The sequence below is a fragment of the Terriglobus roseus genome (assembly GCF_900102185.1).
Classification (GTDB): Bacteria; Acidobacteriota; Terriglobia; order Terriglobales; family Acidobacteriaceae; genus Terriglobus; species Terriglobus roseus_A.
Genome location: NZ_LT629690.1, coordinates 566,036 through 590,032, shown reverse-complemented (window position 1 = coordinate 590,032; position 23,997 = coordinate 566,036). Strand labels below are relative to the sequence as shown.

Here is a 23,997-nt window from a genome sequence, read left to right as displayed (position 1 = left end):
TGGATGGCATGGCGAAACATGTCTGCACGTTAGTTTGGCTTGTCGCTTGGGAGGGCTATTTACATGCAGGGGTGTACGAACGGAAATATTTTGCAATTTTGCTTCAGGGTTGATCTGCCACTTCGCTAGATTGTTATTGAGCAAGCAGTCCAATGGAGACAATTCTGATGAACGTGTATGGCGTCAAATTCCCCTACGTAGTCTCGGATCGTACCGAATATATTCTCGGATTCGCACGCACTCTTGGTGTGGTCAAGTTCCAGTGGCAGGACGGAGAGCTTCAGGGATTCCATCCAAATGCAAAATCTACGGACAAAGACGGCGCAGTCATCCGGCTTAAGCCTCTTCCTGATGATGCTGATCTCATCCGTCCATACGCTGCTGAAATTGGCCCGGAGATTGTTCCTCTACTAGCGAGTGATCCCGAATACGTCGCTGATCTCGTCCACGGATGGTTTCATGAAGTGGAAGACACATTGAGGGCTATCAGGCAATGACGGTGCTTGTCACGACAGTTTGAGAACAACCGCCTGCAATGCTGATTCGATCAGCATGTTCAACAGACTGGCAGAGAACTCTGAGACATCGTGTCCCGCAGAGGCTAGGTCTTCCTTCAGCTTGGCAACGGCAGCATCACGTTTCTCCACACCTGTTGCGCCAGTGAGAGTTTCCGCATATGCAACAGCATCTTTGGCCAATGTGCCGACATCACTCTTAATAAAGTTGACGAGAAAAGATTTCAGGGATGGCACAAGCTTGCCGATGAGGGCGAGACCAATGGTTGCGAGATATTTGACGATGATGTTCATTTGGTTCCTTTGAGACACGTACAGGGCCAGACTGATGCTGGCCCTTGAGGATACGTGCAGGAGAGACTTGGGCTTTTTTAATGCAGCAATAGTTCAGTTCCACACAGGGGAAAGCCTAACCACAATCTCTTGGGGAAAATTTCCCCTCTTTATGTAAATGGTTTGGGAAGACGATTTCGTTACCGATTTCGAAAAGCGTGAAGCCTTTTTCTCAATGTTCCTTCTTTGAGGTTCAGTCTGGCCGCAGTCTCTCGAATGGAATATCCATCCAAAAAGGATTGGGCCACCTCTCGAATGTCTTCCGGCAATCCCGAAATATCAATGTGGACGGAATCGTCTTCAATGGCTGTTTCCATCATTCCCTCCGATGATGTGTGTTGAAGCCTCGCTTCCAGTGCTTCGAACCGTTTGCGACGAATGACGGTTGAACACCATCTCTCAAACGCTTTTGGTTTGCCATCGGGGTTGAACTGCGGAAGATTCTCCCAGACAAACAACATGACCTGTTGGGCTATGTCTTCGCCATATTGGGGATGGGACTTCGTCGCAATATGACGAACTTCTTTTAGAAGGTCATTCATCGAAGCTGAATACTGTTGATGAAGCTGACCCAGATTAGCCATTGAACGTCACCGTGCATCGTTCAATCAATTCCGCATATTCTTCGTGGGATAGTGTGACAACTGGTGCTTTGAACCTCCAAGCATCACGTATTGCCTTTGCGTGTTTATCTCCACGTGCACAAGCGTCCATCATGCCAACACTTGGTTTCAATGATGGTGCAGTTTTCCAAAGGGATTTGAATTGGATCTTCTCAATCTCTATTTCATCGGTGTTGATTGCTTCTTTCTTGGTCAAAATTGGACTCCTGATGTTGCTGGACAATCGTATTTATTTACTGCTCAACGTCTTCGTTGCTGGGTCGGAATCCATAGGCATTTGTGACAATGGGTTCTTGTGGTTCATCCGGGGAAATCTTCTGAACGAGTGACAGATAGATATCGGTGGCTATGAAGAGGAATGCGCCACATAGTGCAAGTGAATTGGTGGCAATGGCTAGTGTGAGTGCGAGAAGGGCCAGGAATACGCGGATGTGGGTAATCATTGAACGTATTTAGCAATCATTCCGAAACGTTGTCGGGAACGTTTAAACATGATGCCGATACTGTCTCTCTAGTTCCGTCTCGTCGGTGATTGAGAACTTCACTGGCCCAAGAATGCCGTTATAGAAGAGCTTTTCCCCATTGGCATTCTTAGCTCTCAAGGCATCATGCAGAACAATCTGTCTTGCTTCTTCCCACGAAAGAGACGATCTAGTTTCGTGCAAAGAGACAATCTCAAATCTGAAAGCATTCTTGCCGTATAGCTGGATGTCATCATTCAGTGCTTTGGAACTTCCGGTGTACTTCTTCCAGTCCGATTCCTTCACAACTTTCTTTCGTCGCGTCTTCCCCGCTACTTGTTTGCGAGTGGTCGAGTGAAAGAACTTCTTGCCAATATATTTCCGATTGTTGGCAGTGCATGTAATCACGTAGACGAACCCTGTCCAATCGTCAATATCGAACGATTTCCAAGGGTGCTGCCAGTGACCTGTATCCATGCAGGTATTTAGGCAATTCCAAAACAGGCACTTTTGAAGCCTTATCTGGTCATTTTTCGAGTTCTCCCTAAATACATGTGGAGAAAGGAAAATGGCCACTAAATCAATTGAAAACTTTCAGTCAAAAACAACAGCAACCAATGCATGTACACATATTTGGAACGGCAATGTATCACGTAATGGATATGGACTATACCGCGATCCAGTAACAGGTAAGACAGTCTATGCGCATCGATTCGCCTATGAAATGCACAATGGGCCAATTCCCGATACATATGAAGAGAAGCCTTCCGTCATCATGCACAAATGCGATAACCGTCTTTGCGTAAGCCGCGATTGTCTTCTACTTGCGAACCAAGCCCTGAATATGGCAGACAAAAAAGCGAAGAAAAGATGCAATCCGAATCGCAAGTTTAGAGGGCCAAACCTTACTAGAAGACAGCTTGCCGTATTCCATCGCCTAATGGATAGGGGATTCAGCAACTATCAGATTTGCAAAATGTGTGGGAAGAGTGAGTCTCACATGCATCAGATTCGTAAGAAATACAATCAGGCGAAGCAGCATGCCATCATTCTGGAAATGATTAAGTGGATGCTGGCCATTCCAACGGCTTAATGACAGGCAATAAAAAGCCCCCAATAATCGGGGGCTTTTGTGTATCACATCCTTACAGACCAAGGTAAGCAACAATGTCGGCATTGGCTTCCACAGATGCAACGCAGAGTGGCTTCTTGAGGACGCGTTATTGTTCCGGCCAAGGCAACACGAACCCAAGTGTCTTCAACTGAAGATCGGTTACCGGAATTTCGCTCAGTTTGATCGGATCAATGGCAATGTCTGCTGGAAGCCAAGCGGCGTGAAGCCTCTCACGGAGGTCGGCCTCGTCTTCGAACTCGGTTTCAATCGTGAAGCGAGGACTAACGACATCCTCGGTGCTGTCACGGCAGATGAGGATCGTTTTTCCGTCGGCGTGCCGCAATTCAAACCTAACCATGAGAATCATTGAGGCAGCGTACCACTGACATCCCGACGGCTCAAGGTCAGCGCCAATCTCCGCCGAGGCTTCTACGGATGCGATCTTCTCCATGCTCTCGTGCAGCGCTAATGCTCAATCTCTAAGAATTCGGCCTGCCTCAGTGCATCTTCATCGAATGTGGCCGGGCTACTGTACTGGCTGTGTTTGCTCAGGGATGCCATCACGCGTTGGTACTGAGTGAGGGAAGGCACGCCGGGAACGTAGTACAGATCGTCAACGAGCGTGTGTAGCGCCTTCAAATTCCCACGCCAGCGAAATCGAACAACGCGGGCGTCAGTCGTGGACGCTGTCGCGTGGTATCGATCACTGTCTTCTCGTTGGATCAGTACGGTGTATCTCTGCGCCATCAAGCCAGCGTAGCACCGCTACAAACCGACGTAAGCATAATCTGCGCATCGGTTTTGACGGAAGAAACATGCTCTTTGGTCTTGTGCAATGCGGTATAGAAAGCCTCGAACGTCTACCGCAAACTTCTCGATTGAAGTCTCCGCGTTCATGTTGAGATCGTCGATCAGATGTCGAAACCGAGCGTTCGGAGCTGTTCAACTGTCACCTTATATCGTGCTCCCCATGTTGGCCGAGTCCTGTACCGGGGGAGAATGATGGCCGCCTTAGCAAACGCCTTCGCTAGCTCTGCGTCGTTACCTTTGGTAATCACCATTGGACGAGTCGGCCTCATGCCGAACGGCCAGACAGTCTGCTGATTGATACGAAGTATCAGACCTCCGCGAGGATCATTCATGACGTCGAAAATCGCTGAGACGACTTCCATCGCAACAGCCTAGCACCGCGTGATATCGCGATCTGTGCAGTATCGAACATAAGAATAGTTCGCCTTGCATGCGTAGCTCTACTGGAGCCTTTCAATGTCCGGCAGCGTCCAAGTTTTGTCGAAAAGCGCCTTCGTGGGTCCGTAGATGCGGTAGAGAACCTCAAATTGTCGATTGGGGTCAGTCGGAACCCAGTTGGAGTCTTTACCAGCGGGAGCCTTAGGGCCGAAGTAGATATCGACTGCGCCGTCAGAATTCTTTTGCAGTGAGGCGTCATTCGATGCGCGGCTGGCGCGATCGAGATTCTTGACGAGAGCGTGCGTTACGCGGTCATAAACGGTTGCAGACCAGTACTGCGAGGTGGGAGCATTGGCGGGAACGCGAAGGCGGTAGGTAGCGTTGCCATCAAAGGCGTTTCCATTCTTGTCCTTACTCTCGATGAGATAGAACTGAGCTGTGCCGAGGCGTTTGATCCCGACATAGCCTATTGAATAGGTCAAGGCGCGGGCATCGACAGGATAGGTGTCAGGATCGGCATACCCTGAGGAGCCTTCCTTAACAAGTTCAGGCATCGCCGGCACGGCCCAACGGGAGCCGGGGAAGAAAGGCGGGAACCCCGCCTGGTAGAGGCCATCGATATAGTCGCGGGCATCAATGGCAGCACTCTTGAAGATCTCGGTGTTCTTTGTATCGGGGTTGAAGGGCTTGCCCTTTTCGATGCCGATCGATTTGAGTTGATCGATCATGGCCTTATCGCGTGTTAGCCAGGGCTCCGCTTGGATGATGCGATCGAGAGACTGGAAGAAGCGAAGGTCATAAGGGATAGTGGAGTCGTAGGAAACACCGTTAGCATCGGTGTACTTGGTCTCAGGCGGTTGGGCGGCCTGCGAAAGCGGATAGACTTTGAGGCGCTTCCCGTAGGCTAGAGCCTTCGCGATGTCGGCATCGCTGTGACTGGCCAAGTTCGAGCGGAGGAGAGCGTAGCCGCCCGAAGTGTCTGATTGAACGGCGAAGTATCCAGTGGGTGTTTTGCCTTTAAAGCCCGGCGGGAGGATCAGGTATTTTCCGCCTTTGCCTTTATCCGCGCCGATCAGGCCCGCATCCTCGAGCGGCATCTGCCAGACCGTGTCGATGTTTGCTGCGAAGACGCCGTTGTCGGCGGGTGGAACCTCAATCACGATGGGGCCGACATCTTTGGTGTTGAAGAACACCATGAAATACAGCGCGTCGGGATTGGGCGTTAGGGTCTGATTCTTCCAGTCCACCGGACGGGACCAGTAGACGATCTCGTTTTGCTTTGAGGAGGTCTTACTCAGCATCTCCTGAAGCATCAGGTCATAGTTCACAGCAGGCATGCCCCAAATAACAGCCTGTACAGCGCGGGCATGGAGCAGAGAGTCGTTGACGCTGTTCTGCGGGCTCTGGCGTGATGTGTCCACCACTGTTTGCTGCTTCTTCTGATCACATCCTGTAAGCAAAAGCATAAGGGCGGCTGCTGCTGAGAAAATTCTCTTCGTCATTGCATACTCCTGAGACCCTTCCGGGGGGCTGTGTCTATGTTCGAAGTAGCGTGGCTCCTATTTGTGTGGAAGAGGCTAGGACGTGCGTTCAGAATGCAGTCCTGACGAAGCCGAAGTCCTCTTTACATTTCCGAGCCCTCTTTGCGGGAGGATCGATCCGGATGTAAAGGAAGAAGTTGTCTTTTCGGTTGGCTTTCGACAATTTCCGCGCACGCATCTCTCCGCAGAGGAACTTAGCCGACATCCTATGAGGACATGCGTCGCAATAATGCTGTTAGTTCTTACAGCGTCTCGCATTGTGGCGAAGTGACCACTCACGTGAGGCGTCAGTAGAGTTCTGAATCGCGTGAACTGTCAACGCATTATGAGGATCAGTATGCTGAGGCGGTTTCAGCGAGGAGGGATTTCACGTTTCTCAAAGATTGCCAGATGCATTTCATACGAAAGTTGCGAAACGCAGGCTCTCGGCGCAATCAGATAATTTCTCTGGACGTGAAGATAGGTTGAGTTGATAATTTCAGTCCTCCCCTAATTTATTAGTTCTTTGTGAGGGTGTGATGGGGAGACTGGCTGTAGCTCTTGTTCTGATTGCTGGCTTTACAACTCCACTCGTTGCTGATCCCGGGCCATGGACAGATTGGCGAAACAGCGCAGGAGACGTATTCGTCCAATACAGATACAGGCTTGAGACTCGATTCAGTGACGGCACGTGCGATTGGCGATTCGAGATGACTAACCGCCATGGCGTCAAGGTTGATATCCACTATGGTGCCTCGGCAGGAATTGATGACGGAAAGCCCTATGACCATAACGCCTTGGGAATAAATCCCGGTCAAACGACTGCTGCAATCCTGACCCTCAATGGGTGCGCTAATGTGTTCTTTGGCGCGAAAGGCATACCATCGACATTCTGATGTGGACTTGTTGCGAAGTTTCTAGCTCCTGAGGAAACATGTTTACTTCGTGGCCTTCTTCTGTGCTGCCCACCGCTTCTTCTGTGCAGCCGCGATGCGTGCCTTCGCATCTTCACTCAATACACGCTTAACGGGATGGGCCGATACAGTCTTCTTTGGTCTGCCTCTCCCACGCTTGGGAGTTCCTGTGGGATCGGAATAGCCGGTAAGAAGGGAACGAACCTCTTGAAGCTTGGCAATCTCTCCGTCAATGGCTGAAAGAATCTCATTGGTGTTCATAATTCGAATTCTATCGCCATTTAATCGAGTTCACGGCATTCTTGACGGCCACACCTTCAGCAGGACGGAGGTAGCGCATAACGCTTTCGAGGTCAGAATGGCCCGATAGTGTCATCACAGTGCGCAAGTCCAGACCATTCCTCAACAGTGTTGTGATGTAGGTCGCACGGAACTTGTGCAGGAACCAGTTCTCACATTCATTGTGCTTCTCGCATGAGTCGCACTTGCCACAGTTGAGACGCGCATCCCGAACGAGCTTCTTCAATTTCCGCAATAAATGACCATCAGGAACGTCACCCTTTAAACCAAATATCAGGTTGTTTCCATCTTTCATTGACTTCAGTCTCTTCAGAAGATCATCGGAAAGTGGCATCTCTCGTTCTTCTGCATCCTTGATTCGATATCCCCATTTGGGCTTGGATTGGACTTTCAGGGTTCCTCTAGACCAATGGATATCCGTCCATTCAAGGTGTGATGCTTCTTGTTCTCTCAGGCCAGTTGTCAGCAGAATGTCGAACAGCAACTCATCCTTGGGAACGGTCAGAGATTTGAAGAACTTCTTCAGTTCACCGGGTTCATAAACTTCCGGCAATTTGTTCTCATATCGTGGATTTGCGCCAGCAATACGCTTGTCCAAGTCCATGTAGATGAAGAATGTTCGAATGTGACTGTGACGATTCGCAATCGTTCTGTCCGCATAGCCCTGTGAACGCATGGAACGTTGGAATGCCAATACATCATCATGGGTCAGGTCGTCGGCATAGGTTTTGCTGCACACAAGCAGGAATGCATCGGCGGTTCTACGGTACAGTTCAGCAGCTTCCAGCGATCCACGATCCAGTGCAGCATTCACCCATTTATCGGCCCACGTTTTAAGCACCTTGCGGGATGAATCTTCGACGACTGCGACACCGGCATTCTTTGCCACAGCTTTTGCAGCGGCTTTCTTTTGCGCCGTCTTCTGTTCTGCCAGTGCCACAGTTGCATTGCCATCTACTGGAGTCCAGACGGTTCGAGTCCCTGCATAGGATCGCAACTCATACCGTCCAGTAGGGTAGACCACTTCGACACCCTTAACTAGGACTGTATCGGGCTTCACTTTGCCATTGGCAGACATCACGGCGGGATATCGTTTCCATCCCTCCGGGGTCTTGCAATTCCTGTAAAGCTTCACTGTCCTATTGGCCATGTACGATTTTCTCCTCTTCAATAATCGTACAATCGCCGTACAACGCGGTAAAGCGAAATCATATTCTCATGTAAATCAAGCTTTTAGTGCCTCTAGCGTGAGAATCCCTCCCTCTCCGCCATCAACCCGTTCACGGTTGTTCCATGCAAATCCAATACAGTCGCCGGACACAGCACAATACCCAACAAAATGCTTCCGTCGAAGAACACCCGTCTTGCCGACGGCGGCCGTCTTTATCTCCTCTTGACTCCTGCCGGTGGTAAGCATTCCACGTCCAGAACGATGCGAGGAATGAATCACCGCAACAGAACGCTGCCTCCCTATCTCGTGCCAATGATTATGTGGATTCTGTTGCTCCAAATACCCTTAGGCGTCCTATGCGAATCTGCGGGTATACCCTCGGCCTTTAGCGCCATTACAAGCGCTACTGCAGCGGGGCCGAGAAACGACATCTGGTCCTGGTCCTCGTCCACTTCGACCGCAATCCCAGATGCCAAAGCAACAGATGCCTTCCTTCTTTTAAGCGCATGAAATCAATTGCATCAATGAATCCATCGATGTCGCTCATGGAGCAGACTAGTGTCAGATCGATTCCGATAAGCCGACTTATCCGGACTGACGAATCGTTCCTGATGAGTCACGATTCGCGAGTGCAAAGCAGATCAGGCTCACGGCAAACAGAGCAACTGCGCAGAATTGGCCGTGCCTTGCGATGACATTTACAACCGAATCAACGGGCGTTTGCACTCGCCACAGGCGTTCCGCAATCCACATGCAGGATGCTGCGCAGGCAAACCCTGCGCCCACTATCCGAAAGACGAAGTAAGCGCGCGTTCGACTGAGAAGCAGCAATGAAGGTAAAACGAGAGCCACAACAAGCATTTGCATTGTTTCAATGCCCAGGTTGAATGACAGTATCCCTGCAACGCGATCCCAGCGTGAGAGACCCAACCGATCCAGCGTCGACGCGAACGCCAGACCATGAATCAGCCCGAAGAAGGCGGCAATCCATGCCTCACGTCCGGGAAAGATGGGCCGCAGAGCATGGATCGCAGACAGCAGGATGGACACTGCGATCAATACCTCCACCGGACGACTCGCCACATGGACAACGTTCATCGCCGCCAGCGTCAACGTAAGCGAATGTCCCACAGTAAACGCGGTAACAATGCCAACGATGTGAAGCAGACTATGCCGAACTCCACCCGTCGCCGCCCATCGTCCATCCACAGCCAGCAGCGGCGAAGGCAATAGCAACACCAGCAGAAACAGCAGGTGATCCGTACCCTCCGCAATGTGCCGCATCCCAAGCCGGAACAGACTCGCCACCTGCACGCCATCCCACCATGCGCGCATCCCACGCCGAGCCCCCGCAGGCGTATCCCCACCACCCACCTGCTCATAATCAAGCTCATAAACTGACTGCTTCGCATTTCGTTTCTGATCCACAACGCGAAGCGCACGATCCTGCGGCACTTCCACATTCACCAGGTAAACCGAAGCATCATTCAAGTGATGATTAGCAATCACCAGGCTGCGATTCGCACCTGTGCTCGACGGAACATCGACGTGATATTCGATATGGATTTCACCCAGACCATCACGCAGTTGCGTCGCTTCCGGCAACGTCCAAGCATCCAGTTCCGGATGCGCGGCCTTGCCATTCACCGTGATGGAAAGGTCCCGCACAACACGCTCTGCATAAGCGCGCTTCTCAGCCTCAGAGAACGCGCCATCGTGATCGCTGTCGATAGCGGCAATCACAGCAGGCGCAACTAGCACACCAGGAATCAACCGCATCGATGCATGCACACGGTTCGCTTCCACCGACAGGATCGTCGCCTGCAGATACTCATCGATCCGATGTGCCCACGCTGTATTCCCACACAGCAGCATGCACATAACGATTACTGCCGCCAGCTTCCACTTCATGGCTTCAGCAGCGCACTTCCATAGTCATTGGTTGGATCGCGATACATAGTGTGGACATGATTGCCGGGCTCGTCACTCTGCGGAGCATACTCAATCACAAGGTGCGGCCCCTGGATGCGGTAGTACGCCGTAATGTTCGTCCCAGCCTTCCCATCCGTAGCTCCACTCCACGCAAAGTACGTGTCCTTCAGGTCCGCCTTCATCTGCGCCATGCGCGCGGCGGCATACGGCTCTGTCAGAATGCCGGACCACTCCGCAACCACATCCAGCAACATCGCCTGCTGCTGCGCATTCATGCTCGACGCCTTCAGCCCCTCCGGCGCAATCTTCTTCCCATCCTGCCCCGGCCCCAGCACAAGATCCGCCACCTGATAACTCAACACCGCCTGCTTGCGCTGCGAATCATCCAACGCCTGCAACAACGCCAGCGCCTTATCGCTTTCACGCCCCACAGGACGAATCGTCTTTCCGTTCAGCGTAAACATCGCCGGTTGCGCGCCCGTCAGCGTTGGCGTCAACACACCTCTGCTGCCGGCAATCGTGATGTTCAACGCCAGGTGATGACCACCGAACTGCAACATCCACGGCTGCGTAAGAGAAGGCTTCCCCAGGAACGAGATGAAATAGAGATCACTACCAAACAGATCGCCACTCGGAGGACGACCACCCGGCCCACCGGGACCACGGCCACCACCAAACTGTGGCGGAGGCCCCCCCTGCCCACCCGGAGGAGGCCCCTGCGGACGCCCGCCACCACCCGGCCCACGCTTCGATCCATTGGCCTTGAAATCATCATCCGCCTGGCGGATCTCGTTCACCTTCTCCATGCCCATGGGACTTAGCACGGTGCTCATCAGCTTCATCGCAGCCTGCTGTTGCGCAGCACTCATCGACTTCAGATTTATGCCACCGCGCGCAACCACACCCGTTGGAAAGTTCGACCACCGCGCCCGCTGCGCTGCATCGTCAAACGCATACACCACCTTCTGCTTTTGATCCGCAGTCAGCGTGGCGAGAAAACTATCAGCAGCTTGCACCACGGCTTCGGTGGAACGATTCGCCTGCGCATAAACAAATGAACTAAGCGATAGCGCTGCTGCAGTCGCAAGAACAAAGAGTCGCTTCATTTCGCCCCCGTAAGCTTCACACCATAGTCGTTGGTGGGATCGCGATAAATCGTGTGAACGTGCATCGTGGGATCACCACCCACGCCTTGCGGCGAAAACTCAATCACCAACCGCGGGCCTTGTATGCGGTAATACGAGCTGCCATTCTTACCCACCTCGTGCGTGGTGGGCCCGCTCCATGCAAAGTATGTTTCGTTTAAGTCCGCTTCAATCTCCGCCATGCGAACCTTCGCATACGCGTCATTCACAATGCCAGCCCACTGCGCAATCACATGCAGCAGCAACACGCGCTGCTGCGCATTCAACTCGGAAGCCTTCAACCCCTCAGGCTGAATCTGCTTGCCCGCCATCCCCGGCCCAAGCACCAGGTCATTCACCTCATAGTTCAGAATGGCCTGCTTCTTCTGTGTCGCAGTCAAGGTATCCAGCAACACAAACGCCGTGTCGTTCTCCTGCGCCAGCACACGCACAACCTTATCGCCGCGCTTGTACACCGATGGCTGCGCGCCGGTCAGCGTTGGTGTCATGGTTCCGCCTGCACCCGCGATCACAATATTCAATCCCAGATGGTGCCCACCAAACTCCAGCATCCATGGCTTAGTCACGCTTGGCTCGCCAAAGATGCCGATGGTGTAAACCGCCTCTCCCGAAGCAAAGTTTGTACCAGCATCCGTCAAAGCTTGATCGGAGCCCATGACATCCAGCACTTTCTGATAACCCATGGGACTAAGCACCGTCTGCAACAGATGCATAGCAGCGGCGCGCTGAGGTGCCGTCAACGTTCCAAGTCGAAGCCCCGGTCGCAACACATCACTCACCGGATAGTTCGACCAAACGGCCTGCCCATATTGTTCGCCGATGAATCCACCCGGAGGTCCCATACCAACTCCGCCACCTGGTCCACCACCGGGCCCACCCGGCCCACGCCCGGGTCCCCCTGGGCCGCCGCCCGGACCGCGACCAGGCCCACCTGCAGTTCCTTGTTGTCCACCTGCGGGTGCACCCGGTGCCACGCCACCATCGGCAGTTCTGTGAAACGGAGCCTTGCTGCCCAGCGGCTGCGGAGTGAAAGCAAACTGCACCTTCTGCCGCTGATCCGCGCTTAGCGAAACCAGAAAGTCAGATGTAGCCTTCACCACGGCAACCGTCTGGCCGTCAGCAGATGGTTTCTCGATCGTCTTCCCCTGCACCCGAATGGTTCCCAGGTACAGCGGTGCAAACGTAAGTGCAACTGCGGAGCCCAGCACAATCAGTCGTCTCATCATTCTCCTGCTACACAGGGTGCGCACGTGAATCAACGACAAACCTGTAAACATAATGACGACCTCTTAGTGGAAGAGTTTCACTATAGGTATCGACATCTAGTTTTGATAAGCCTTACTTAGACATCGCCTCTTGATTGGATGCCTTACTTAGGCAGCGCAAACAGCGAATCGAAGATCCGTCCCGCAATCACCTTCGGCGACGTCGACTGAAACACCTCAGGCTCAAATTTCATCTGTACCTGTAGCGCATACTGCATCATGAACGCGGTATGGATTGCGGTCGCACGCGAAATCCCATCGCTGCCTTTAACAGCAGGTCCCAGCAGCGCGGTATACACCTCTTCCTCGTTCGCCGGAACAAGGGACTTGTACAGTTCAGCCAACCGTTCCCGCACATCCGGATGACGAATCGTATACAGCCGAAACTCCAGCATCAGCATGCCGAACACATCATCTTCCGCCAGGCCAACATAGTACGCACGCAGCGCAGCCAGATTGCCCTCCACCGTGGAGGACTCAGCCAGGCGCTCCCGCATCAATGCCCGACGCTGCAGTGCATGCTTCTCTACCAGAGCAAGGAATACCTCTTCCTTGCTCTTGAACTGCGCATAGATCGCGCCCTTCGTCCGACCTGCCAGCTTGGCAATCTCCAGCAGGTCGGCCTTCTCATAGCCATCGCGCACAAACACCGTTTCAGCGGCCAGCAGCAACTGCTCGCGCGTTTCGCGGGTCTTCTGTTCGTGGCGATTCGGCTTCTTGGCTATCATCAGGTCGCATTCCATCCTAGTGGATGACGTCAGCGACCTGTCCCGTTCCAGCTCCCACACACTCGCAGGAAGCTCCATCACACTACTGGACATGCGGACTCGCTGAGGCTGTCGCCACCTTCGCCTGCTCCTTCAGCAGATGGTCATACTGCTTCGCCAGCTTCTTCGCCGCCATATCTGCAACCGTCGTACTCTCTGACTCCGAACGAACCGTCGCCTTGACCTCTTCCGTCTTCACGGAACCACTCATCGCATCGCTATAACTCACAGCGAAACGCATCTGGGTGGGACTCATAAACATGCCAAGGGGTCCGGTTGCCGCACGCACCACCTGGTTGCCCTTCTTGTATCCCTCAATCGCCACCGCAACGGTGTAATGCGGGCAGGCCATGCCATGTACCAGCTCACCCTCGCGATACACAGAGCCGACATCCTTCACTGCCTTCATCCGGTCAATGATGTGCTCATACACCAGCGCGCGATACGCAGCAGGCACTTCCGAACTCTTCCACTCCGGCATCTTCACCAGCACGCTATGCGGATCGACCGGGTTCTGGTCGCATCCTCGCACTGCCGTTGTCGTGTCAGTAACAGGTGTCACTGTGAAGTGCGTCAACGCCTTGTCTGCCTCAGTCGCAGGCAGATAAAACACTGCGGAGTGCGCCCCTCCATGCGTGTCACGGAACTCCACCGTCAACATATCCACCCGGTGGTGCATCACAGCCGCCGCAGCCAACCCACCACCCTGCGGAATGGCCATCCTCAGGAGGCGTCCCCCCGTTCCCCACAACTCCACACGATCGTTCCCTGCATTCACCGCCGTAATGGATTCACGCGGCAGCGTCGTGTTGAACGTCTTGCCGGTAAAGGTCAGTCCCGCCTCATCCAGCGTCAGCGTGCCCTTCTTATTCGGCTTCACCTCAGGAAAGCCATAGGCATGCTGCGCACTCAGCGACTGCCACTGGACCGTAGCCGCAGCAGGAGCCACAGCGGGGATCTTCTCCACCCGTTGCGCGGGCAACATTCCCCCGGTACCGGTAAGAAGAAACGCAAAAAGAAAGCGCGAAAGGATTGCAGCAAGACCCGGCGAGGAGGGAGAAATATGAGAATTCATAGATTCAATTCACATACCAACTGGTACGTATTCAATATGAATTTTCTCAACCGACGATCTTGTCAAGCCCCCAAACCACTTAACCCACTCATTCCAATAGAAATACAGTTGGCATGTTTTCCTGGCAGCCTCTCTACAATAGAAACAGGGGCGGATTCGTAACCAATGACTGGCTGAATTGTGAAACCTAACCCCTTTAGAAAGACGATTTTGACCCTAACTCCAATGGGCAGACGATTTTACAGACACTCGCGCCGTAACTCCAATAGAAAGACGATTTTGCAAAAACAGGGGGGAGGGGTACCCACCGACCGGGGAAGTCAGCTACTCAAGCCCAGCGTCTGCACATCCTGATCCAGTTCGCCAAGAAATGGATCTTCAGAAGCCGAGTGACTAGGCAAACCGCGCAGCCAGCGCTGAAACCGCATGAAACACAAACACCGCATGGCCGAGATCGCCGCCGAGAAGCACGCCTTCCAGAAGATCGCAGAGCAGTGGCACAAGCATTGGAAGCTCGGAAAAGCGAGCGTCAGGCAGATACCGTACTGCGTCGGCTGCAGGCTGATGTCTTCCCTGCTATCGGGACCAAGGCAATTGCGTAGATCGAGGCACCGACGATTGTTGCGATGGTCAAAGCTATTGAAGAGCGTGGTGCACACGATATCGCCAAGCGTGCTTTAGAAACGACGGGGCGGGTCTTCCGATATGCCATTGCGCATGGTTACGTCACTCGCAACCCGTCTGCCGATTTCAAGCATGCCGACACTCTGAAGCCCGCTCGGGAGAAGAACTACGCTCTCTCAATGCCCTAAACCAAGCCAACTAAAACTTTAGGCCCGGTGGGCTGCGGTACGCCACCTGCCGGTTCCACCGTTACAGCGAACGCCTTTGCCACAGCACCTGCGGGAAGTGTGGGTAGAAGCACGGATGCTTCTCCTTTTTCATTTGCCTGAAAGATGCCAGCAGAGATGGGTGCGCCTTCCGCGGGGACAAGCCACAACTGGTACACGTGGTCAGCTGGCGCTGCAGGTAGATTGGCTGCGTAGAACAGCAAGCCCTGCTGCGGCTGGTAATACACTCTGCCTTCAGGACGCGCCGCATCGGTCGGCTGTTTCAGGGCCACGCGCTGTGTTTGGGGCGAGGTTAGAAGCTCGGCAACTCTGCGGTCTTTCGCTGCAGCGTCCTCTTGGGTCTGCATCTCCGCCTGCAATGAGTTCAAACGATTCTTTAATGTTTGTGTCTGGCTAGCCAGAATAACCGCAACGACCGCAACAACTGCCGCACAGCCCCATGCAAGCATGGGCTGCGAGAAGAATGACCAAAAAGACCGCCGCTCGGATGAGTGCTGAGACACCACTCGGTGGGACGATTCCAGGCGAACACGTTCCATGAGCGATTGCTTTACGTGCGCCGAGGGCTGCATCTGCTCAACGTTGGTTCCCCAAAAGCCTACCCGTTGCTGCGCCTGTGCAAGCCGCTCCTTGCAGATCGAGCACGTGGCGAGATGCGTTTCAAACGCGTCTCGCTCGTCTGCGTCAAGAACGCCGAGAGCGTACAGCTCGAGATCTTCGTCGAATTGTAGGTGCTCGTTCATCGTTGAAACACTCGGCGTAGGCTAGTTAGACCAGAACGCAATCTTGTTTTGACTGTACCTAAAGGCTGCCCGGTTCGTTGTGCAATCTCGGTATGTGTCATGCCTTCGAAATACGCCAGGTCAAATAGCTGAGATAGCTCTGGAGACATTTCTTCAAGCGCGGCATGAATCTTCGCTGTTAATTCATTCTGTTCAGCGATCGTCTCCTGCATGCCCGCTGTAGGAATCGCGTAAACATCCAAATCGTCTACTTGTACGTCCTGGCGTTTCCGCAGATGAGACAACGCACGGTTGCGGGCCATCACCAGGAGCCATCCGCGCAACTGTCCGCGAGCCTGATCAAAGCGTGGCGCAACCTTCCACACATGCAGAAACACGTCCTGCAAAATCTCTTCTGCGGCTGCTTCATCGTGGACGATGCGTCGAATCAACGAATACAGGGGGACCGAGTGACGGTCATACAGCACCGCAAGCGCAGATTCATCGCGAGCCGCAATGCTCCGCATCAGCGTGGCGTCCTCTCCGTCATGAACCGTCATAAGGTGGATGCCTTGCAATCTAGGTCCTTAAGAGCCCTGTCGGTACCTTTGTATGGCGCTCAGTCACTATAGCAAGCCATCCTTTCTTCCGTTGCACGAGTGTCAGCTTTCGTTGCACTGAAAAAGCGCAGCCAAGAGAAATCGCAGATTTGTTGATGAGAGTTCGACGCGATGCAGCTTTTGTTTGCCGCATCGCGCCTTCCCTGGGAGAGGAGCTAGTTCGGCATAAGGACGGTATCAACCACGTGGATGACACCGTTCGATTGATAAACATCTGCGATGGTGACGGTCGACATGCCGCCTTTTTCATCCTTCAACATGATCTTTCCGCCATGCTCGATAACCCACAGCTTGCCTCCGCTCACGGTGTTCAGCTCTGCTTTACCGTGGCCTTCCTTCAGCATCGTCTTGATGGCTGCGCTGTCCAGCTTGCCCGAAACGACGTGATAGGTGAGCACCTTGGTGAGCATGGCTTTGTTCTCAGGCTTCAGCAGCATGTCTACTGTTCCGGCAGGAAGCTTTGCGAATGCCTCGTTGGTAGGGGCGAACACGGTGAACGGTCCGGGACCTTCCAGTGTTTCCACCAGGCCTGCAGCTTTGACCGCTGCAACAAGCGTTGTGTGATCCTTTGAGTTCGCCGCGTTCTCCACGATGTTCTTTGTGGGATACATTGCAGCGCCACCCACCATGGGATCCTGTTGCGCTCTCAGTGAAGGGGCAACCAGCAGAAGCATCATCGAACACATCACCAGCAATCGATTCTTCATCGTTGTTGTTTCCTCTCGGAAGAGTTGTCTCTTCAATTGCAATTACGCCGAGAGCGATGCGATTGGATTTCGTATAGCCGAAATTTCACTCTGCAATTGGAAGGAAAAAGTTATTTCTAAAAAATGCAGCCGAGCTAAATCCACTTTCCTTCATGAAGGCGTACTTGCTTTGTACGCGCAGTCATGAACAGAACAGATTTGCAGTGAACATTCCCCCAAGGAGGCGGAGCGTGAACAAGCTCAGTCGGCTCATCACGGAAGATCTTTCGCGGCGCAAGTTTCTAGCGGGCGCAGGTATGGCAGTGACCGCGTTGGCTGCGGCTGGCTGCGGCGGCAACAATAACTCGTCAACAACGACTCCTCCAACTACTCCCCCAACCACTCCAGCAGTTACAGATACAGACATCTTGAACTTTGCGTTGAACCTGGAGTATCTGGAAGCAGAGTTCTATCTACGTGCCGCAACCGGCTCGGGGCTTTCGAGCACCGATGCTGGATCCAGCGCGGGTGCTGTGACCGGCGGATCAATGGTTGCTTTCAAGACGCCGGCCATTCAGCAATATGCAAATGAAATTGCAAACCATGAACTGGCGCATGTTCGTTTTCTTCGTAAGGCCCTTGGCTCTGCGGCCGTGAATAGACCTGCAATCGATCTCACGGCAAGTTTCAATGCGGCTGCATCTGCCGCAGGCATTGGATCCACCTTCAATCCGTTTCAAGATGAAAACAGCTTTCTTCTTGGGGCGTTTGTGTTTGAAGACGTGGGCGTGACTGCGTATCACGGCGCTGCAAGCCTTCTGACCAGCACAACAAATCTAGCCGCAGCCGCAGGCATTCTTGCCACTGAGGCTTATCACGCAGGCACGATTCGCACTTTGATTGCGCAACTTGGTGATCCGTATCTGACCACCGCGAACAAAATTTCTATGCTGCGTGCCACCGCTGGTGGCGGTGCGGAAACCACGCTGGATGGAAGCCATATCGTTGCAGCAGATTCCAACTCCATCTCCTACGACCGCACGACCGATCAGGTCCTGCACATCGTCTACCTCAGTGCCGCAGCGGGCGTCGTCAGCAAGGGTGGCTTCTATCCCAATGGCATGAACGGCACCATCATCGCTTCAAAGTCCTAAGGAGGAGACATGGAAAACATATTGGAAAACAAGCTTAACCAGCAGCCGTCTCCGGAAGCGCGCTCGCGTCGTTCGGCCCTCATGCTTGGTGGCGCGGCACTTGCCGGCATGGCGCTGGGCAGCAAGGCATTCGCGCAGTCCTCAGGCGTAACCGACAACGACATTCTCAACTTCGCGCTGAACCTCGAGTTTCTTGAGGCGCAGTTCTACACATTGGCTGTGACTGGCACAACGATTGATCAAGCGGGACTTTCCATCAAGAGCGGCGGTGGCGCGGCGGGTGGAACAGTCACAGTGAAAGCAAATCCGAAAGTCGCATTCACCACAACACTTCTGCAGCAGTTTGCAGCGGAAGTAGCTTCCGACGAACAGAACCACGTGAAGTTTCTTCAGTCTGCTTTGGGCGCAAATGCCGTCGCGATGCCCAACATTGATTTAATGAACAGCTTTAATGCCTTGGCCTCTGCTGCTGGACTTGGTTCCACCTTTGATCCATTCGCAAACGAAACAAACTTCCTGATCGGTGCCTTCATCTTTGAGGATGTGGGTGTCACCGCTTACCAAGGTGCCGCCGGTCTCATCACCAATAAAACCTATCTCGATAAAGCTGTCGGCATTCATAACGTAGAGGCGTACCACGCAGCCAGCATCCGCACACGCATCTTTCAGGCTGGTAGTACGGCTCAAACCATCTCTCAATCCATCGCCGCAACACGCGCAAAGCTGGACGGCACAAACAATGACGACATCGGTGTTGGCGTCAACGGAAGTGCATCCACCATTGTGGACTGCGATAGCAACGGGATGACCTATGCTCGCACCACAACCCAGGTTCTGAGCATCGTCTACGGAGGAGGCGCCGCAGGTAAAGGCGGAGCCTTCTTCCCGGCGGCGATGAACGGAACCGTGAAGTAGAACGCGTCCTCCAACGCGACTCTGCAAGTAAGCCGCTGCTCTGTACTGACTCAATCGTCAGCCACATGGCAGCGGCTTATTGAATTCCGGCTCCATTTCGAACAGCTCGACGTATCAGCGGCAATTCGGTGGTAGTTAACCCGTCAGAAACATCAAAATACTGACATTAAAACGCTTACATCAATGCTCGAATCGCTTCCTTCCGCAACTCCCCTGAGCATCTGATTTCAATATGCGAGACAAGGTCCGGCACTTTCTTGGTTGTCGACATTTTCCCGTCGGATAATTCGCGTCCCGTTCCCGACACTTGTAATACCCATCAGGAGTTCACCGTGAAGCAATTGAAGATTCCCTTATACATCCTCACTCGGAGCATCGACGGGAAATACCTTTGGGTTTATCCCATTTGAAACCAGTCGTTTACACCTCAGAAAGCAAATGTAAACGGAGTTGGCATTGGGATACCATTCGCTAACGTCATTGGCCTTTCTTCGAGTTAAGGTGGAGAGCCGTGCGAGGAATAGCGAGAACAAATCAATACTTGAACCCGTTCGCGTCGCTCTACCGGAGTAGCGAATGAATGACAATGCAAGCTAATCCGTCCGCGAAGGCGAATACTCCCTGCTTTACCTCTTAGATGGGTTGTAACAGCTTAGACTTTCGCGAACCTAAGTTCTCATGCAATAGTCCGCGTGCTCGTAAGAATTCGCGACTTAGCTGCAGAAATCAATATGCCACTCTTATTCGCTGTTTCACTGATGGGTAAGTCGAGAGACACCCGATCCATCATCACGCACGGAAGCGCATAGCAAACCATTAGGCCAGATACGGCTAGTCAAAGCTCTAAAACACATCCAGCGAGGACTGGAAGTGAAGGCTGGTGCCGTAAATGCCGATAGCGTCAGTTATCCGTCCCACATATTGTGGGATATTCAATATCTTTTCGGTGTCGGAATCGTTGGGGACCTTGCGATCACACGTAAGTCCGGAGGTTCGGATTCTTCGGAGCAGATCCCCATCTCGCACCGCAAACAAAAGCAGGGCAGCTCTTAGAGCTACCCGGAGGAAGTGTGACAAATGAACTCTGACCTCCTGTAATGCGCCATTGCAAGCCTGTTCATGCAGCGATAGCCACTCAGTACATGCACTAAAGCGGACGTAAACCTAAGGCTCTAAAGGAGAGCCGTTCAAACCGACGCATCTTCCTCCGAAATTGCTTGCTTGCTCAATGGTCTGACCAATGCCTAGAATTGGCCGCTTTTAAAAAGTGGTCCTACCTCGTGTTGAAGCTGAGACCACATGCAACGAACAAAAGTTAGCCATTTCGGAGGACATATCGTGAGACCCATCCAATTCCCTTCGTGCATGCGGAAAGGTCTGGCGCAGAATGCAGTGCGCCTGATGCTGCTGGCAGGTGCGACCGCTCCCGTGATGCTCCCAGGCATGATGATCGCGCAGGCAGTGAACGGATCGTTGCTTGGAACCATTACCGATCAAAGCAACGCAGCCGTTCCGGGCGCAACCGTTACCATTACTGAAGTTAAGAGCGGTGCTACGAAGACCACCAAGACGAACGAGAGTGGTGTATATGACTTCGAAGCGCTCCAGCCCGGCACCTATCAGGTGTCTGCCGTGCAGTCCGGTTTCAAGGCGGCAAAGGTTGAAAACGTAGCGGTCGTCGTGAATACCACGAGACGTGTGGATCTTTCCATGTCGGTGGGCTCAACGGACGAATCGATCACAGTAAGCGCAGCCAGTGAAGTCTTGAAGACGGACCGCGCTGACGTCGCGGTGGACATCACCTCACAACAGGCAGAGGATCTGCCGCTAGGCACCAACCGTAACGTGCAGGGACTGGTTGCCTTGGCACCCGGCGCCACAAAGCCTCACCTGGTTCACTCCAACTTTTTCAACGCGCAGGCCTCTCTTTCCACGGAAGTCAATGGACAGTCCCGCCTTGCGAACAACCTGGAAATTGAAGGTGTGGATGACAATGAACGCTCCGGTCTGCTGCAGGTGCTCATCCCGCCAAGCGAAGCAATCGAAAGCGTGAACGTCTCCACGGCGAACTATCAGGCTGAGTTCGGCCGTGTGGGCGGTGCCGTCATGGACATGATCCTGAAGTCGGGTACGAACGCGATTCACGGTCAGGCCTACGAGTTCAATCGCATCAGCGCATTGGCTGCGAAGACCCGCTTTCAGACGACGGCCATGGCGCCTTCGGTCTACAACTACACCGGCGGAAACATCGGTGGTCCCATCATCAAGAACAAGATTTTCTTGTTCGGTGACTATCTTCACATCGCCGATCATCAAGGTCAGTTCAACACCGTATCGGTGCCGACTGCTGCCTTCCGCGCGGGTGATCTGTCAGCCGGTGGAACCAACGTCTACGATCCCACCACCGGCAATCAGGCCACCGGCACAGGGCGTACGCAATTCAACTACCAAGGGCGCCCGAACGTCATCGATCCGGCGCGCATTAGTCCCATCGCCACGCGCATCCTCGCCATGGTTCCGCTGCCGAATATCAACGGCACCAGCCTGACGAACAACTACAGCAAAAACACACACTTCGTCCGCACATCCAATTCGTTCGACGTGAAGGCAGACGCCAACATCCACAACGAAGATCACCTCTCCTATCGCTACAGCTGGCAGAATGTAGATCAGAACCAGGAACCGATCTTCGGAATCGCGGGAGGACCGGCACAGGGCGCAAACAACGCAAGCGGCACGCAGACGGCTTACAACACAGCGTTGAACTACACACGTGTCTTCTCGCCCCGGTTGCTTGCTGAAGTTCGACTCGGTTTGAATCACTATCGCAACAAGGCTCGGCAGGTGGATTACGGCACCACCGCCTCTTCAGCTATCGGCATTCCGGGCGTCAATGTGGATGCCAACACCAGCGGTCTCACCAGCATCAACCTTGGCGGCGGTCTGCCCAGCAATCTGGTCGGTACCGGCGCTTCATATCCGTGGGATCGTGGCGAAACCAACATCGATCTCGTAAATAACTGGAGCAGAGTCGTTGGAAACCACGGCGTGAAGTTCGGCATTGAATATCGCCGTGTTCGCGATGATTTGTTCCAAGGACAGGTTTACGGACAGCGTGGTGTGTTCGCGTTTACCGATGGCCAGACCGCTTTGAATGGTGGACCGAAGACAGGCATTGCCAATTACATGGCAAGCTTCCTGTTGGATATCCCGGGCAGCGGAACCGGGCGTGACGTCGGTGTTAAGGACGCGTCATGGAGAGAGAATCAAGTCTTTGCCTATGTGCAGGACACATGGCAAGCATCGCCTAAGTTGACACTGAACTATGGCGTCCGTTGGGAGTTCTATGATCCACCGACTCCGCGAAAGGCCGGCGATTACTCCAACTACGAACCCAACACCAACTCCCTCATCGTGGCAGGCATCGGCTCCAATCCTATGAACATTGGCTTGGCGACACGTTATCGGTACTTCGCACCGCGTGTCGGCATTGCATATCGTACCGACGCGAAAACCGTTATCCGTGCGGGTTACGGCATCAGCTATCAGTCGTGGCCAGACAACCTGAACACATACGCGACGAATTTCCCGCTGAAACAGAACAATGCTTACAACCCGTTGAACAGCTATACGCCCGCACTCCGCGCTGATGGCACACCGGCCTCCATGGCGGGTGGCTTCCCGGCTCCATTGCTGGCGAATGTGCCGAGCAATGGCATCATTACCAACGCGCCGCTGGCAGCGTATTACGCAATCAACACCAAGTGGAATGCACCGTATACACAATCCTTCAACGCTGCACTTCAGCGTGCATTGCCCGCAGGATTTGTATTGGATATTGCGTACGTTGGCAACGTAGGTATCCGTCAGCCGCAGTACTACAACCTGAACGCAGGCTTCGTAGCTGGAGCAGGTGCAGCGGGCCAGCCGGAGTACGCTCCCTTCGGCAGAACGCAATCCACCACCACCTTCGCGCAGGCAACTTCCAACTACAACTCGCTGCAGGTAAAGCTGGACCACAGATTTAACAATGGCCTTTCTGCAACGACGTCTTACACCTACCAGAAAGGTCTTGGTTACGTAACGTCCAACAGCACTGGCGTTGGCAGCACGAACTTCTACATCGACTTCCACCGCAACTACTCGCGTCTCGCAAACGACAGAACCCACACCATCGTTCAGAGCTTCATCTATCAGCTTCCCTTCGGTAAAGGAAAGAAGTGGGCGAACTCAGGCTTTGTTAGCCACGTTGCAGGCGGCTGGCAGGTCACGGGTGTCATGTCGATTGAGACAGGCACACCGTTCTCTGTAACTGCCAGTGGCACCACTCTGAATGCGCCAAGCAATACGCAAGTTGCAAACATTAACGGCAAGTTCCGCAAGACACATGGCATCGGCACAAGCACCACATGGTTTGATACCTCAGTGTTCAGCCAGCCTTTAACTGCGGCCTTCGGCAACACTGGACAGAACGCATTTGTCGGACCTGGCTTCTTCAACCTGGATGCATCGCTGTTCCGTTCATTCGCTATGACGGAGCGGGTCATTCTGGAATTCCGTGCAGAAGCCTTCAGCCTCACAAATACGCCGCAGTATGGAAACCCCAGCAGCAGCGTAGCGAACTCTGACTTTGGACAGATCAACGCGTCAAGCGGCGGCGCATCGGGTAACCGTACCGTCGAACTCGCAGGCAAGATACGGTTCTAAGCAAATAGTTCTCAACTAC

Annotated in this window: 22 protein-coding genes; 6 read left to right on the top strand and 16 right to left on the bottom strand. The window is 53.4% G+C overall.

The window, feature by feature from the left end; translation table 11 throughout:
• Nucleotides 1-167: 167 nt before the first annotated feature.
• On the top strand, nucleotides 168-497 hold the full coding sequence (locus tag BLT38_RS02750; RefSeq protein WP_172838119.1) for a hypothetical protein: 330 nt from the start codon (nucleotides 168-170) through the stop codon (nucleotides 495-497).
• 9 nt (nucleotides 498-506) lie between these two features.
• Here BLT38_RS02750 and BLT38_RS02745 read toward each other — a convergent pair whose 3' ends face one another.
• From BLT38_RS02745 to BLT38_RS02725, 4 genes are all read right to left on the bottom strand, one after another.
• Nucleotides 507-809, bottom strand: coding sequence for a phage holin, LLH family (locus BLT38_RS02745; RefSeq protein ID WP_083343802.1), 303 nt, complete (start codon nucleotides 807-809; stop codon nucleotides 507-509).
• 179 nt (nucleotides 810-988) lie between these two features.
• Nucleotides 989-1,432, bottom strand: coding sequence for an RNA polymerase sigma factor (locus tag BLT38_RS02740; RefSeq protein ID WP_083343801.1), 444 nt, complete (start codon nucleotides 1,430-1,432; stop codon nucleotides 989-991).
• Complete coding sequence (locus BLT38_RS02735; protein WP_083343800.1) at nucleotides 1,425-1,667, bottom strand: hypothetical protein; 243 nt, start codon at nucleotides 1,665-1,667, stop codon at nucleotides 1,425-1,427. The genes BLT38_RS02740 and BLT38_RS02735 overlap by 8 nt, the downstream gene beginning before the upstream one ends.
• Before the next feature lie 289 nt (nucleotides 1,668-1,956).
• A complete protein-coding gene (locus BLT38_RS02725; protein ID WP_083343798.1) occupies nucleotides 1,957-2,409 on the bottom strand; it encodes a hypothetical protein in 453 nt (150 codons plus the stop codon).
• Nucleotides 2,410-2,500: 91 nt separating this feature from the next.
• Here BLT38_RS02725 and BLT38_RS02720 point away from each other — a divergent pair, with 91 nt between their 5' ends.
• Complete coding sequence (locus BLT38_RS02720) at nucleotides 2,501-3,025, top strand: HNH endonuclease (RefSeq protein WP_083343797.1); 525 nt, start codon at nucleotides 2,501-2,503, stop codon at nucleotides 3,023-3,025.
• A 127-nt stretch (nucleotides 3,026-3,152) separates the two neighbouring features.
• On the opposite strand, the gene BLT38_RS02715 is transcribed toward BLT38_RS02720, so the two are convergent.
• The 9 genes from BLT38_RS02715 to BLT38_RS02660 all read right to left on the bottom strand — a co-directional run bounded on the left by BLT38_RS02715 (nucleotide 3,153) and on the right by BLT38_RS02660 (nucleotide 14,323).
• The gene (locus BLT38_RS02715; protein WP_083343796.1) at nucleotides 3,153-3,497 is read right to left on the bottom strand and encodes a hypothetical protein; all 345 of its coding nucleotides are present in this window, start codon (nucleotides 3,495-3,497) and stop codon (nucleotides 3,153-3,155) included.
• Between the two features lie 799 nt (nucleotides 3,498-4,296).
• Nucleotides 4,297-5,736 (bottom strand): DUF1254 domain-containing protein, encoded by a 1,440-nt coding sequence (locus BLT38_RS02700; protein WP_231966701.1) that lies wholly within the window; start codon nucleotides 5,734-5,736, stop codon nucleotides 4,297-4,299.
• Between the two features lie 956 nt (nucleotides 5,737-6,692).
• The gene (locus tag BLT38_RS02690) at nucleotides 6,693-6,929 is read right to left on the bottom strand and encodes a hypothetical protein (protein ID WP_083343791.1); all 237 of its coding nucleotides are present in this window, start codon (nucleotides 6,927-6,929) and stop codon (nucleotides 6,693-6,695) included.
• A 10-nt stretch (nucleotides 6,930-6,939) separates the two neighbouring features.
• Nucleotides 6,940-8,046, bottom strand: coding sequence for a tyrosine-type recombinase/integrase (locus BLT38_RS02685; RefSeq protein ID WP_172838118.1), 1,107 nt, complete (start codon nucleotides 8,044-8,046; stop codon nucleotides 6,940-6,942).
• A 678-nt stretch (nucleotides 8,047-8,724) separates the two neighbouring features.
• A complete protein-coding gene (locus tag BLT38_RS02680; RefSeq protein WP_083343789.1) occupies nucleotides 8,725-10,050 on the bottom strand; it encodes a HupE/UreJ family protein in 1,326 nt (441 codons plus the stop codon).
• A complete protein-coding gene (locus tag BLT38_RS02675; protein WP_083343788.1) occupies nucleotides 10,047-11,177 on the bottom strand; it encodes a DUF3500 domain-containing protein in 1,131 nt (376 codons plus the stop codon). The genes BLT38_RS02680 and BLT38_RS02675 overlap by 4 nt, the downstream gene beginning before the upstream one ends.
• The gene (locus BLT38_RS02670; RefSeq protein ID WP_156784986.1) at nucleotides 11,174-12,439 is read right to left on the bottom strand and encodes a DUF3500 domain-containing protein; all 1,266 of its coding nucleotides are present in this window, start codon (nucleotides 12,437-12,439) and stop codon (nucleotides 11,174-11,176) included. Before BLT38_RS02670 ends, BLT38_RS02675 begins: the two co-directional genes overlap by 4 nt.
• Nucleotides 12,440-12,585: 146 nt before the next feature.
• Nucleotides 12,586-13,302 (bottom strand): TetR/AcrR family transcriptional regulator, encoded by a 717-nt coding sequence (locus BLT38_RS02665; RefSeq protein ID WP_083343786.1) that lies wholly within the window; start codon nucleotides 13,300-13,302, stop codon nucleotides 12,586-12,588.
• Nucleotides 13,292-14,323: a hypothetical protein gene (locus BLT38_RS02660; RefSeq protein ID WP_083343785.1), complete on the bottom strand. Its 1,032-nt coding sequence runs from the start codon at nucleotides 14,321-14,323 to the stop codon at nucleotides 13,292-13,294. Before BLT38_RS02660 ends, BLT38_RS02665 begins: the two co-directional genes overlap by 11 nt.
• A 602-nt stretch (nucleotides 14,324-14,925) precedes the next feature.
• On the opposite strand from BLT38_RS02660, the gene BLT38_RS20645 reads away from it, so the two are divergent.
• Complete coding sequence (locus tag BLT38_RS20645) at nucleotides 14,926-15,135, top strand: phage integrase central domain-containing protein (protein ID WP_419865767.1); 210 nt, start codon at nucleotides 14,926-14,928, stop codon at nucleotides 15,133-15,135.
• On the opposite strand, the gene BLT38_RS02650 is transcribed toward BLT38_RS20645, so the two are convergent.
• From BLT38_RS02650 to BLT38_RS02640, 3 genes are all read right to left on the bottom strand, one after another.
• Nucleotides 15,132-15,917 carry an anti-sigma factor gene (locus BLT38_RS02650; protein ID WP_083346884.1) on the bottom strand — a complete coding sequence of 262 codons (786 nt, stop codon included), beginning with the start codon at nucleotides 15,915-15,917 and terminating at the stop codon, nucleotides 15,132-15,134. The two genes, BLT38_RS20645 and BLT38_RS02650, sit on opposite strands and share 4 nt — an antisense overlap.
• The gene (locus BLT38_RS02645) at nucleotides 15,914-16,456 is read right to left on the bottom strand and encodes an RNA polymerase sigma factor (RefSeq protein ID WP_083343783.1); all 543 of its coding nucleotides are present in this window, start codon (nucleotides 16,454-16,456) and stop codon (nucleotides 15,914-15,916) included. The genes BLT38_RS02650 and BLT38_RS02645 overlap by 4 nt, the downstream gene beginning before the upstream one ends.
• Before the next feature lie 215 nt (nucleotides 16,457-16,671).
• Entirely contained in the window at nucleotides 16,672-17,223 is a 552-nt protein-coding gene (locus tag BLT38_RS02640; RefSeq protein ID WP_083343782.1) for a fasciclin domain-containing protein, read from the bottom strand.
• 230 nt (nucleotides 17,224-17,453) lie between these two features.
• On the opposite strand from BLT38_RS02640, the gene BLT38_RS02635 reads away from it, so the two are divergent.
• From BLT38_RS02635 to BLT38_RS02625, 3 genes are all read left to right on the top strand, one after another.
• Nucleotides 17,454-18,356 carry a ferritin-like domain-containing protein gene (locus BLT38_RS02635; protein ID WP_197674918.1) on the top strand — a complete coding sequence of 301 codons (903 nt, stop codon included), beginning with the start codon at nucleotides 17,454-17,456 and terminating at the stop codon, nucleotides 18,354-18,356.
• Between the two features lie 9 nt (nucleotides 18,357-18,365).
• Nucleotides 18,366-19,271 carry a ferritin-like domain-containing protein gene (locus BLT38_RS02630; protein WP_083343780.1) on the top strand — a complete coding sequence of 302 codons (906 nt, stop codon included), beginning with the start codon at nucleotides 18,366-18,368 and terminating at the stop codon, nucleotides 19,269-19,271.
• A gap of 1,338 nt (nucleotides 19,272-20,609) precedes the next feature.
• The gene (locus tag BLT38_RS02625; protein ID WP_197674917.1) at nucleotides 20,610-23,978 is read left to right on the top strand and encodes a TonB-dependent receptor; all 3,369 of its coding nucleotides are present in this window, start codon (nucleotides 20,610-20,612) and stop codon (nucleotides 23,976-23,978) included.
• Nucleotides 23,979-23,997 lie beyond the last annotated feature (19 nt).